This is a genomic window from Geminicoccus sp. (assembly GCF_035556675.1).
Taxonomy (GTDB): domain Bacteria; phylum Pseudomonadota; class Alphaproteobacteria; order Geminicoccales; family Geminicoccaceae; genus Geminicoccus.
In genome coordinates this window covers 1-11,209 of the sequence record NZ_DATMFZ010000342.1, presented here as the reverse complement: position 1 = coordinate 11,209, position 11,209 = coordinate 1, and the positions used below count along the sequence as shown (strand labels likewise).

General features: G+C 67.5%; 10 protein-coding genes and 1 pseudogene. 9 read left to right on the top strand and 2 right to left on the bottom strand.

Annotated features, from left to right (window positions below; all coding sequences use genetic code 11):
* Positions 1 to 7: 7 nt before the first annotated feature.
* Positions 8 to 274, bottom strand: a pseudogene (locus VNS22_RS23925) (alkanesulfonate monooxygenase); the annotation flags it as partial.
* A gap of 558 nt (positions 275 to 832) precedes the next feature.
* Complete coding sequence (locus VNS22_RS23920) at positions 833 to 1,063, bottom strand: hypothetical protein (protein ID WP_325736975.1); 231 nt, start codon at positions 1,061 to 1,063, stop codon at positions 833 to 835.
* Positions 1,064 to 2,049: 986 nt separating this feature from the next.
* On the opposite strand from VNS22_RS23920, the gene goxA reads away from it, so the two are divergent.
* The 9 genes from goxA to VNS22_RS23875 all read left to right on the top strand — a co-directional run.
* Positions 2,050 to 4,071, top strand: coding sequence for a CTQ-dependent glycine oxidase GoxA (gene goxA / locus VNS22_RS23915; protein WP_325736973.1), 2,022 nt, complete (start codon positions 2,050 to 2,052; stop codon positions 4,069 to 4,071).
* An 18-nt stretch (positions 4,072 to 4,089) separates the two neighbouring features.
* Complete coding sequence (goxB, locus tag VNS22_RS23910; protein ID WP_325736972.1) at positions 4,090 to 5,196, top strand: glycine oxidase maturase GoxB; 1,107 nt, start codon at positions 4,090 to 4,092, stop codon at positions 5,194 to 5,196.
* A 67-nt stretch (positions 5,197 to 5,263) separates the two neighbouring features.
* The gene (locus VNS22_RS23905) at positions 5,264 to 5,725 is read left to right on the top strand and encodes a RidA family protein (protein ID WP_325736971.1); all 462 of its coding nucleotides are present in this window, start codon (positions 5,264 to 5,266) and stop codon (positions 5,723 to 5,725) included.
* A 551-nt stretch (positions 5,726 to 6,276) separates the two neighbouring features.
* Entirely contained in the window at positions 6,277 to 7,224 is a 948-nt protein-coding gene (locus VNS22_RS23900) for a sulfonate ABC transporter substrate-binding protein (protein ID WP_414653427.1), read from the top strand.
* Positions 7,225 to 7,262: 38 nt separating this feature from the next.
* The gene (gene ssuC, locus VNS22_RS23895; RefSeq protein WP_414653426.1) at positions 7,263 to 8,108 is read left to right on the top strand and encodes an aliphatic sulfonate ABC transporter permease SsuC; all 846 of its coding nucleotides are present in this window, start codon (positions 7,263 to 7,265) and stop codon (positions 8,106 to 8,108) included.
* A complete protein-coding gene (locus VNS22_RS23890) occupies positions 8,105 to 8,863 on the top strand; it encodes an ATP-binding cassette domain-containing protein (protein ID WP_325736966.1) in 759 nt (252 codons plus the stop codon). The genes ssuC and VNS22_RS23890 overlap by 4 nt, the downstream gene beginning before the upstream one ends.
* 164 nt (positions 8,864 to 9,027) lie before the next feature.
* Complete coding sequence (locus VNS22_RS23885) at positions 9,028 to 9,474, top strand: Rrf2 family transcriptional regulator (RefSeq protein ID WP_325736964.1); 447 nt, start codon at positions 9,028 to 9,030, stop codon at positions 9,472 to 9,474.
* Between the two features lie 11 nt (positions 9,475 to 9,485).
* Entirely contained in the window at positions 9,486 to 10,658 is a 1,173-nt protein-coding gene (locus tag VNS22_RS23880) for an acyl-CoA dehydrogenase family protein (protein ID WP_325736962.1), read from the top strand.
* On the top strand, positions 10,655 to 11,209 hold a 555-nt coding region (locus tag VNS22_RS23875), incomplete at its 3' end, for an LLM class flavin-dependent oxidoreductase (RefSeq protein ID WP_325736960.1). The genes VNS22_RS23880 and VNS22_RS23875, both read left to right, overlap by 4 nt.

The following is an 11,209-nucleotide window of genomic DNA, read 5'->3' as shown; positions in this document are numbered from 1 at the left end:
CTGCCCGTCAGGACTGCGCCCGGGCCCGCTCGGCCGGCGGCACGTCGTTGGCGATCATCTCGCCGAACGGCCCTTCGTTGCGCACCTCGCGCCGGCCCCGGCCGGTGGTGTCGGCCAGCGGCAGGAGCGGGAACACCAGCTCGGCGAACCGGTAGGCTTCCTCCAGATGCGGATAGCCGGACAGGATGAAGCTCTCGATGCCGAGCGCCATGTATTCCTTCATCCGGGCCGCGACCGTTTCCGGATCGCCGACCAGCGCCGTGCCGGCGCCGCCTGCCGGGTGCAGCGCGTGGGAGGCGGAGGTGATGCAGTTCCCAGATAGACGAATGGCGAGAACAGGAGCCGCCGTTTGGCGGGCCCGCAGGCAGCTCAGTTTATTGAGTTGATCATCTAATCAACGATACCCGAGCCATGGCGCCCACCCGGGTCGTCCTGCAGCTGGGCCTCAACGGTGGTTGCCTTCCAGGTCACAGTCCCCCTGCCAGGCGCAGCACGCAACTAGAGCCTGTGCCATCCGAGCGCTGCCGCTCGCCATCTGCCGATGTGGGGGCACCAAAACCAGAAGCGTCTTTGCTGGCGGAGACGCCGTACAAGTCAACGGTGTCGGCAAATCAGTCGGCACCTGCTCAGTAGGAAGCCCGTGCTGGCTGCCTTGGAGCATCACGTTCTCACGAAGCGATACAGGCTGGCAATCACCCGCCCGACATCACGAAGGGGACCAGATCCGAAGCTGCGGCTTCGGCAGTTTGAGGCCGACAACTTACAGCATAGCCAATAGAGGCCAGTACGCCAGATCCCGCATCAGATCATATTGAGTTCGAATGCCAGATGATTATTTTATCCGCAAGGGTGTGATGCTGCCGCCGAGCAGCGGTGAGCGCGGACGGGATTTTTCCCTCAGGATGCTGGCGTCGCCACGCACGGTCGACTGGACTGTCAACCGCAGCTTCGTGGCAAGCACGATAGCCATGGTGGTGAGCCGGCTGACCACCGCCGCCTGCTCGGCAGAATGACGCACATCGGCAGCATCGATGGTGTCCAGCAGGTCGCTCGCCTGGCGCAAGAACACCACCAGATGATGACCTCGCCCCGGCGCTGCACCCGCCCCAGCACGCCCAGCGTCCGGCCCATCCAGCACCAATCAGCGATGGCGCTCGAACACCGGAAGGCCAGACCATCAGGGGCGCGATACCCCTCGGCTCATCCATCCGGGGCCGACAATCAGCAATGATCGATCCGTGAGAGGTTTCCTCGCAACCCGCAGCTCTGAGAATTCATTCCAATATCCGATGGATCGGCTGTGCCAGGATGCGCGACGAGGATGACGAAGCGTGGTTTATCTTCCTGTGGATCGGGTCGAGGCCGACCTGTACCAATGAAGGAGCCATTTGGGGAAAAACGGAAATTTTTAATATATTGCCCAGCTTGATCAAGATGATGAGCGGTGCGAGGGGCTACGGATGCATTTGTCTTCTCGCGGCATAGCGGCGCATTGAAGCGTCAGACCTGCCGGTCGTCTGTCCGAGGCAAGCACGGCCTCATCGATGGCCTGGACAAAGATGCACGGCATGTTTCTTTCGTCGGCTTGTGCGGGAGAGGGAAATAATTCTGCGACCATACCTGTCGGCCAGCCTGGCTGGATTACTCCTTGTCGCCGACGGCCATGCGCGGATCGACGTCGAGCCGAGCCCGAGCATGATCGGGAAGAGCAGCGCTTCACCTTTCAAGCCGCCAACCGGGTCGAAGGAGGCCGGATGGCCGTCGAAGCAGGTCTGCTCGGTGGGTTGGGTCGCAAAACCACCACGCGAAGGGCCATCAAGCATCTGAACCAGACGTGGCGTGCAGCCGATTGCAGCGCTTCCACACGCTGTTCCACCTGCCGATCCGTTTCCATCCTCTGGATGGATCTCACCAGCCTCGAGTCAGCCGGCGGTCCAGGAACAAGATGAAGTTCGGTCAGAAATTCCCGGCCCTGTTCATGCGGCGGTCCATTCCCGCCGTCCGACAGGATTTGCAGGAAAACAATCACAAGTCACTCGGGAGGTCCAGATGAAGGCAGGCGGAATCGGGCGACGCGATTTCCTGGCAGGGCTCGGCACTGCGTCGGGATTGGCCACGGCAGGGCTCCCGTTCTTGCCCAAGGTCGCGGTTGCGGCGACCTCCGCCGGCGCACCGGCACCAGCCGGCGCGCAGATTGCCCGCGTCGGCATCTACCCGGCACTGGGGATCAGCCGTGTCGGTGGCAGCAGCCAATGGTTCTATGCGCCGGAACTGCCCGGTGTCCCGGCGCGTCCCGAGGGCGGCTACAAGGACGGCGACACCCTCGTCAAGAAGCAGGTCCAGCGCTTCCGGATCTACGCGTTCGACGAGCAGGGGCGCGTGGTCAAGGAACTGACCTCCGCCGACGCGAAGATCGAGTGGCGCGTTCACGTCGCCAATACCAAGGCTGCCTGGTACGGCTTCATCAACCCTCTCGACAACGGCGAGGATGCGCCCGGCATTCCGGCCAGGATGCGCAACCAGTATTTCACCACGACGGCACAGCGCGAGCGGATGCTGGTCATCGATCCAGGTCCGGTGACGATCAGCGGGCCGCGGGTGAACTGGGATGGCAGCAGCGCTGCGCATGCCATGAAGGGCCGCTTCTGGGATCATGTGGATGTGGGCCTGGGGCAACTGCGCACGGACGAGGCCGGGCGGCTGCTGGTCGTCCCCGCCGATGGCATCTCCGCTTCGCCGCGCGGAACGGCGATCACCAGCTTCGCGGACAATGACGGCTGGTACGATGATTGGTGCGATGGCCCCGTGGATGCCACCGTCACCCTTGCCGACGGGCAGGTGCTGAACGCCGACGGTGCCTGGATCGCCTGCGTCGGCCCCGATTTCGCCCCGGACATCCCGGCGATCGCGACGCTCTACGACGTCGTCGAGAGCATGAACTGGGAGCAGAAGTGGAGCGAGCTCCCTGACGCGCCATTGTCGTTCCGCCAGCACATCTATCCGACCTTCCGGCGCGTGGCGCTGATGGAGTGGGTCTCGACCGCCGCCAACCTGCGCAAGGGCTGGCTGAACATCGGCGATTTCTCCAGCGAGGCCTACCTGGCCCGCCTGTCCGATCCGAGCGAGGCCAACAAGCAGTTCCGGCAAGAGGTGCTCGCGGCATTCCGCAATCCGCACAACCTCGGCCCGGACGCCTACAAGGAAGAGCAACTCAAGATCCCGATGATGCCGGGAGACGGGATCGATCACAACGGCAGCCCCTTGCAGTGGTTCCAGTTCCCGAAGCTGCAGTACGAGCGCCTGCGCCTGTGGGCGGAGGGCGCGTTCGAGAACGATTTTGCCGACAGCCGGCTCGACCAGGTCGAGCATATCGACCAGCTCCCGGTCGAGCAGCGCCCCCATGCCCTCACTCAGGCTGCGCTGGAGCCCTGCTCCGGTGGCGCCTTCCACCCCGGCGTCGAGCTGTCCTATTATCTCCGGCTACCGCCGCTCTATGCACGCCACGCCGACCCGGATGCCGAGCCGTTCCGGATCGCCCGCGGCGCCAGGGAATCCCTGGTCCAGAATGTCGGCCGGGTCCTCGACTTCGCGGCGGCCACCACGGGGGACAATGCCCCGATCGGCCCGCAGATGGCCGGCGACCTGACCCGCTGGATGGGGCTGCCCTGGCAGCCCGACGCGTTCAGCTGCCAGCGCGTCGCGATGCAGGACGACTTCCCCATCCCGGTCTGGTGGCCCGCCCTGCTCCCGGTCGATGTCCTGCCCGAGGAATTCTACGACCAGCTCATGCGGACCGACCTGACGCCCGAGGAGCGGGTGAAGTTCTTCGAGAACCGGGTCTGGTGGGCGCGCGGCGTGCCGGGCATCGGCTACCATGCCAATGCCAGCTACTGGGACGGCATCCGGAGCATGATCGCCGCCTGGCAACGGATGGGCTTCGTCGTGGAGATGCCGGGACCGGCCGATCCCGATCGGCCGAAGGCCATCCCGGCCAAGCTCTATGTCGAGGTCGGCCGCGGCTCGATCGAGTCACGCTTCGACTGGACGACGGAACTTGGACAGTTGCCGTAGGCCGTGGTCCGGGCGGACGTGAGGTCGGACGGCACGCATCCGGCGGCCATCGCCGTCATCGGCGGCGGAATAGCCGGTTGCGCGGCCTGCCTTGCGCTGGACAAGCTCGGCGTCGCCGTGACCTGGATCGCTCCGGACGTCCCTTCGGCGGAGAAGCCGGGCGAAAGCCTGGCCGCTGCCGCCATGCCGCTTCTGGCGGATCTCGGCGTGGATCACCTGCTTGCCGATCCAGCGCATCGGGCGGCGCAGGTCAGCTTTACATCCTGGGGAAGCGCGGCGCTGCTCGAGCGGCATGCCGCTGCGCAACCCGGCGGACCGGGGCATGTGCTCGACCGCAGCCGGTTCGAAGCCGGTCTCGTCGAGGCCGCCCGCCAGCGCCCGGGAATCCGGATGGTCGATCGATATCTTCGCGACTTCCACCGCACCGGAGTGGGCTGGACGTTGGTGACCGACACCGGCCTTCAGCTGGGTGCGCGCTTCCTGATCGATGCCAGCGGGCGGCGCGCCGTGATCGGCAGGCGTCTCACCCGCTTCCGTCGTCTCGACCGTCTGGTCGCTGCCCATGCGTTCCTGCAGCAGGTCGCCGTCGACATCACCCCCACGCCGGCCACTCTCCTGGAGGCCACGGACACTGGCTGGTGGTACGCCACCCTGCTCGCCGACCGCCGGCTGGTGATCAATTTCTACTCCGACCCCGACCTGATGCCCCGGGGCATCGGCAGCAATGTCGGGACCTGGCGACGACTGGTCGAGCGAACGAGCTATATCTCGCGCTGGATCGAGAGCGCCGGATTCGCGCTTGTCCAGCCGCCACGCCTTGCGACCGCCGGTACCGCGAAGCTCGAACATGCCGCGGGCGCCGATTGGCTCGCGATCGGCGATGCGGCGGCCTCGTTCGACCCCTTGTCCGCGCACGGCATGACGACGGCGCTCTGGATGGGCATCCAGGCCGCGGCGGCGGCGTCGCTTGCCGTCGATGGCGATGTCTCCGCGCCGGAACGCTATGCGGCGCGTGTGCGCACCGGTGTCGAGCATTTCAGCCGCCAGCGCACGGCCGTCTATTCCCGCGAGCTCCGCTTTCGCGACCAGCCGTTCTGGCAGCGGCGTCACGAACGTAGCCACTGAAAGATCAGCAGTTTTTGCAGCCCGGTCCGATCGGATGATTCCATCGGCCCCGGAAAGGGAGAGGGAAATGAGCAAGCTCACCATGAACGGCCGCATTCTGGCGGTCGCAGCTGCGCTGGGGCTCGGCGCGGTGCCGGCCGCCAGTGCAACCGAGCGGATCGCCTATCCCTCGCCGGTCGTCGAGGGCCTTCCCTATTCGGGCGCGGTGCGCGCCGGTGACATGATCTACGTCGGCGGCGTGCTCGGCACGGTCCAGGGCAAATCGGAACTGGTCCCCGGCGGCATCCAGGCGGAGGCTCGCCAGGCCTTCATGCACGTGAAGAACATCCTGGAAGGGGCCGGGACCTCGCTCGACCGTACGGTCAAATGTGTGGTCCTGCTTTCGAACATCGACGACTTCGCCGCGATGAACGAGGTGTTCAGGGAGGTGTTCCCTGAAGCGCCGCCCACTCGGTCCACGATCATCGTGCCGAAGATCCCGATGAATGCGGCGTTCGAAGTGGAATGCAATGCGCTCGCCCGGGATTGAGACGGGCTGCCGCTACTGCTGGTCGCTGTTCACCTGGCCGCCCGCAGGCGAGACCGCAGGCCCAGGCGGCACCGTCATTCGGCGTCGGCGGTCCGAGTAGCAGCAGCCCTGCCGCCGCATCATGGCCGCTACCGGATTGGGTACTGTCCGGGCGGCCAGCAGGCAGCCTCGGGAGGCTGGAACCCCAGCCTCTCCAGCTCCCGCTCGGCGACGTGCCAGGCCGGCTGGGTCCGGCGTGTCCGGAGCGCACGCAGCCCAAGCCGGGCCAACAGGTCTTGGCCCATCCGGAAGGCCATGCCTTACCGCCCGCGGCTTCTGAGACACCGGTCTGAAGCCTGCGCGGCCAAGGCCGCAGGGTGCTGGGTCTGCAACGCGTGCTTGGTGCCGGAGGCGCCTGTCCGAGCGGATAGCCCAGGCGGCCACAGGCAGACTTCATCGGCCTTCCTGGGCTGCTTGAAGGATATTGTTGATATAATTTATAGACAAAATTCAGTTCGGCTTCCTAAGTTCGCCTCGACAGTCATGGCTGAAGGGAGTCGACGATGGCTTGGATGCCCGGCAGGCGTGCTCTGGGTCGCCTGATAGCAGCGGCCGGCCTGCTCATGATGGCTGGGGCGGGGCCGGCCGCAGCCGCAGAGAAGGTCATCCGGATCGGCTACCAGAAATACGGCACGCTGATCCTGCTCAAGAACAAGGGCCTGCTCGAGGAGAAGCTGGCGCCGCTCGGCTATTCGGTCACCTGGGCCGAGTTCCCGGCTGGGCCGCAGCTCCTGGAGGCGCTGAACGCGGGCGCGGTGGACTTCGGCAATACCGGCGAGGCGCCACCGATCTTCGCCCAGGCCGCCGGCGCACCGCTGGTCTATGTCGGCTACGAGCCGGCAGCGCCCAAGGGCGAGGCGATCCTGGTGCCCAAGGACAGCCCGCTGAAGTCCGTGGCCGACCTGAAGGGCAAGAACATCGCGCTGAACAAGGGCTCGAACGTCCACTTCCTCCTGGTCAGGGCGCTGGAGCAGGCTGGGGTCGGCTATGACGAGGTCAAGACCTCGTTCCTCACGCCCGCCGATGGCCGCGCCGCGTTCGAGCAGGGCTCGGTCGATGCCTGGGCGATCTGGGACCCCTTCCAGGCGGCGGCCGAGCAGACCATCGAGGCGCGCCAGCTCACCGACGGCACCGGGATCGTCTCGAACTACCAGTTCTACTTCACGACCCGGGACTTCGTGCAGCAGGCACCGGAGGTGGTGGAGGCGGTGCTGACCGGCGTGTCCGAGATCGGGGCATGGACCAAGGCCAACACCACGGCTGCCGCCGAGCAGTTTTCGCCGCTCATCGGGATCCCGGTGCCGATCCTGGAGAAGGCGCTGTCCCGCCAGACCTACGACGTGAAGCCGCTCTCGGACGACGTGGTCGGACAGCAGCAGGAGGTGGCGGACACGTTCTTCGAGCTGGGCCTGATCCCGCACCAGATCGACATCGCCTCCGCCGTCTGGACGGCGGACTGATGGGCGGGGCCGCTGAGCGGACGGGCCAGCGGGCCGTAATGCCGGGGGCGGTACGATCCGGCCTGCCGGACCTGGCGAATGGGGAAGCCGGAGCCGGCTTCCTGCGGCTCGCCGGCCATCTGGCTCCCTGGGCCCTGCCGATCACCGCCCTGGTGGTCTGGCAGGGCGCATCTTCGCTGGGCCTGATCTCCAACCGGATCCTGCCGGCACCGGATGCCGTGCTCGCCGCCTTCTGGCGCACGCTGCTGGATGGCAGCCTGATCAGCAACACGCTGGTGAGCACGCAGCGGGCCTTGCTGGGCCTCCTGATCGGCGGCGGCATCGGCCTGCTGCTGGGCATCGCCACCGGTGTATGGCGCTCCGCCGAAACCCTGTTCGATTCCTCGATGCAGATGCTGCGCAACGTCCCGCACCTGGCGATCATCCCGCTGGTGATCCTGTGGTTCGGCATCGACGAGTCCGCCAAGATCTTCCTGGTCGCGATCGGCTGCGCCTTCCCGATCTATCTCAACACCTTCCACGGGATCCGTACGGTCGACCGCCGCCTGATCGAGATGGCGCGGGTCTATGGCCTGGGCCCGGCCGCGCTGTTCTTCCGCATCGTGCTGCCCGGTGCCCTGCCCTCGATCCTGGTGGGCCTGCGCTATGCGCTGGGCATCATGTGGCTGACGCTGATCGTGGCCGAGACGATCTCCGCCAGTTCCGGAATCGGCTACATGACCATGAACGCCCGGGAATTCCTGCAGACCGACGTCGTGGTGCTGGGTGTGCTGGTCTATGCGCTGCTGGGCAAGCTGGCCGACAGCCTGACCCGCGTGATCGAGCGCAAGGCACTCGCCTGGCATCCGGCCTACCAGACCGGCAGGGAGGCATTGCAGCCATGAGCGCCGCCCAGCTTCGCACGAGCCCTCCGGCCCTTGCGCCGGCACCTGCCGGCCTCTCGATCGAGCTCCGGCAGGTGAGCAAGTCGTTCGGCCGGCTTTCGGTCCTGCGCCGCTTCGAGCTGGCCGTGCCGGCCGGCCAGTTCCTGGCGGTGGTGGGGCGCTCGGGCGGCGGCAAGTCGACCCTGATGCGCCTGATCTCGGGCCTCGACACGCCCAGCCATGGCGAAGTGAGCGTGGGTGGAACGCCGGTCACCGGCATCCACCCGCGCGTACGCCTCCTGTTCCAGGACGCCAGGCTGGTGCCCTGGCAGCGTGTGCTGGGCAATGTCGGGATCGCGCGCGGCGCAGGCTGGCAGGAAGCCGCGCGCGCCGCACTGGCCGATGTCGGTCTGGCCGGGCGCGCCCAGGACTGGCCGGCGGTGCTCTCGGGCGGCCAGCAGCAGCGCGTGGCGCTGGCCAGGTCCCTGGTCAGCCGGCCGGGCGTGCTCCTGCTGGACGAGCCGTTCGGTGCGCTCGATGCCCTGACCCGGATCGAGATGCACCAGCTCACCGAGCGCATCTGGCAGGATCACGGCTTCACCACCGTGCTGATCACCCACGACGTCGCCGAGGCGGTGGCCCTGGCCGACCGGGTGGTGGTGCTGAAGGCCGGCGAGATCGCGCTGGACGTGCCGGTGCCCTTCCCGCGCCCGCGCCGCGAGCTGGCCGATCCGGCCGCCGCGGCCCTCCAGGCCGAGATCCTGGCTGCCGTGTGAACGGTGGCTGCGGGACGACGTTGCGCGGCTTATAGTTGACTATTTCAGTAAGCTATCTCGATAATGACCGGGTGGCGGCAGCCAGGCTCGATGCCGCAGGGATTCCGGCGCCAGCCGGCTCCCGCCGTCGCACCGATACGCCATCACGGGGAGGCGGACCGAGGGTGCTCACCAAGAAAGCCAAGTATGGCCTCAAGGCCCTGGTCCATCTCGCCGGCAGCGACTCGGAGAAGCTCACCCAGGCTTCCGAGATCTCGGAAGTCACCGGGGCACCCAAGGCCTTCCTGGACGCCATCCTGCTGGAACTCAGGAATGCCGGCCTGATCCGCAGCAAGAAGGGCCCGGGGGGCGGCTTCATGCTGGCCAGGCCCGCCACCGAGATCCGCATGGGCTACGTGGTGCGCACGCTGGACGGACCGATCGCTCCCCTTCCCTGCGCCCGGCGCAAGACCGCCGAGCCCTGCCGCGACTGTGCCGTGGTCGAAGAGTGCGAGGTGCGCCTGCTGATGCTGGAAGTGCGGGACGCGATTGCCGCGGTGCTCGACCAGACCACCCTTGCCGAAATGCGGGATCAGGCCGATCACGACTTCTCCCTCGACTACTCGATCTGAAGCGGTTGCCGATGCATTTTCCGCAATTGGACCAGGCCAGCGACGATGCGAAGCTGGCAGAACTGGCTGCCCGACTGGCGGCGCAGGCCGCGGAGCTGGACCGGTCCGCCGCCTTTCCGCACGGCCCGCTTCGGGCGTTCGCCGAACTCGGCCTGACCGGCCTGACCGTGCCCGAGGCCCTTGGCGGCGGCGGCTGGGGCATCGAGCCGGTGACCCGGCTGCTGGCGCGGCTGGCCGCGGCCGAGCCCGCCAGCAGCCTGATCCTGGCGATGACGCTCATCCAGCAGGCGCTGATCGCGCGCAACGGGCGGCTGGCCCCGCACCCGGCCGACCAGGTCGGCCGCCAGGGCGTCGCGGGAGCCTATCTCAACGCGCTGCGGGTCGAGCCCGAGCTCGGCAGCCCCGCACGCGGCGGCCTGCCCGCCACCGTCGCCACCCGCACCTCGTCCGGCTGGCGGATCAGCGGGCACAAGCGCTTCTGCACCGGGATCGAGGGCTTGGCCATGGCGCTGGTCTGGGCGCGCACCGACGAAGCCACGCCCAGGGTCGGCCAGTTCCTGGTGCCGGTGCCAAGCGAAGGGCTCACCATCCTGCCGAGCTGGGATCATCTCGGCATGCGCGCTACCGGCAGCCATGACGTGGCGCTGGCCGAGGTCGAGATCCCGGCGGATCACGCGCTCGACCTCCGGCCGCCGGACCAGTGTCCTTACGAGCCCGAGTCGTTCGCCTGGATCACCCTGCCCGTGGCCGCCCTCTATCACGGCATCGCCGAAGGTGCCCTAGGCTGGCTGACCGGTTATCTGCACGAGCGGCAGCCCAGCTCGCTCGGCGCGCCGTTGGCCAGCCTGCCGCGGATCCAGATGGAGGTGGGCACCATCGAGGGGCTGCTGGCGACGAGCCGCCGGCTCCTGCACAGCGCCGCGGCCGAGGTCGATGCCGGCAGGACGCCCGGCACCACCGAGCTCGGCCTGATCAAGCGCAGCGTCACGGGCAACGCGATCCAGGCGGTCGAGACGGCGGTGGCCCTGATCGGCAATGCCGCGCTCGACCGCAAGAACCCGCTGGAGCGCCATCTGCGCGACGTGCTCTGCGCGCGCATCCACACGCCCCAGGACGATTCGGTGCTGCTCGCCGCCGGCCGGGCCCGGCTGGACCAGGCGAGCCGGAACAGGAGCGGTTCATGAGCGTCGACTTCATCGGCATGATCAATGCGCGGCGGGTCTCCGAGATCCACCCGCCGACCGGCCCTGCCCTGGACAAGGACTACATCCGCCGGTTCGCCCAGGCGCACGAGGCCGGCGGCTTCGACCGGATCCTGATCGGCTACTTCACCAACGCCGCGGACACGCTGCAGGTCGCCGCCTATGCGGCCTTCGTCACCGAGCGCATCGGCCTGATGATCGCGCACCGGCCGGGCTTCACCGCGCCCACGCTCGCCGCCCGCCAGTTCGCCACGCTCGACCAGCTGAGCGGCGGCCGCGCCGCGATCCACGTGATCTCGGGCGGCGACGATGCCGACCAGCAGAAGGACGGCGACTATCTCTCCCATGCCGAGCGCTACGCGCGCACCGACGAATATGTCGACATCCTGAAGCGGATCTGGACCGCGGACGGCCCGGTCGACCACGAGGGCCGCTACTACCGCTTCAAGGGCGCCTTCTCCGACATAAAGCCGGTCCAGCAGCCGCACATCCCGATCTATTTCGGAGGTTCCTCCGACGCGGCGATCGAGGTC

Excerpts from the sequence above, each read along its gene's own strand:
- goxA (WP_325736973.1), top strand. The coding sequence starts at position 2,050 with ATGAAGGCAGGCGGAATCGGGCGACGCGATTTCCTGGCAGGGCTCGGC.
- ssuC (WP_414653426.1), top strand. The coding sequence starts at position 7,263 with ATGCCGGGGGCGGTACGATCCGGCCTGCCGGACCTGGCGAATGGGGAA.
- VNS22_RS23880 (WP_325736962.1), top strand. The coding sequence starts at position 9,486 with ATGCATTTTCCGCAATTGGACCAGGCCAGCGACGATGCGAAGCTGGCA.
- VNS22_RS23905 (WP_325736971.1), top strand. The coding sequence starts at position 5,264 with ATGAGCAAGCTCACCATGAACGGCCGCATTCTGGCGGTCGCAGCTGCG.
- VNS22_RS23900 (WP_414653427.1), top strand. The coding sequence starts at position 6,277 with ATGCCCGGCAGGCGTGCTCTGGGTCGCCTGATAGCAGCGGCCGGCCTG.
- VNS22_RS23890 (WP_325736966.1), top strand. The coding sequence starts at position 8,105 with ATGAGCGCCGCCCAGCTTCGCACGAGCCCTCCGGCCCTTGCGCCGGCA.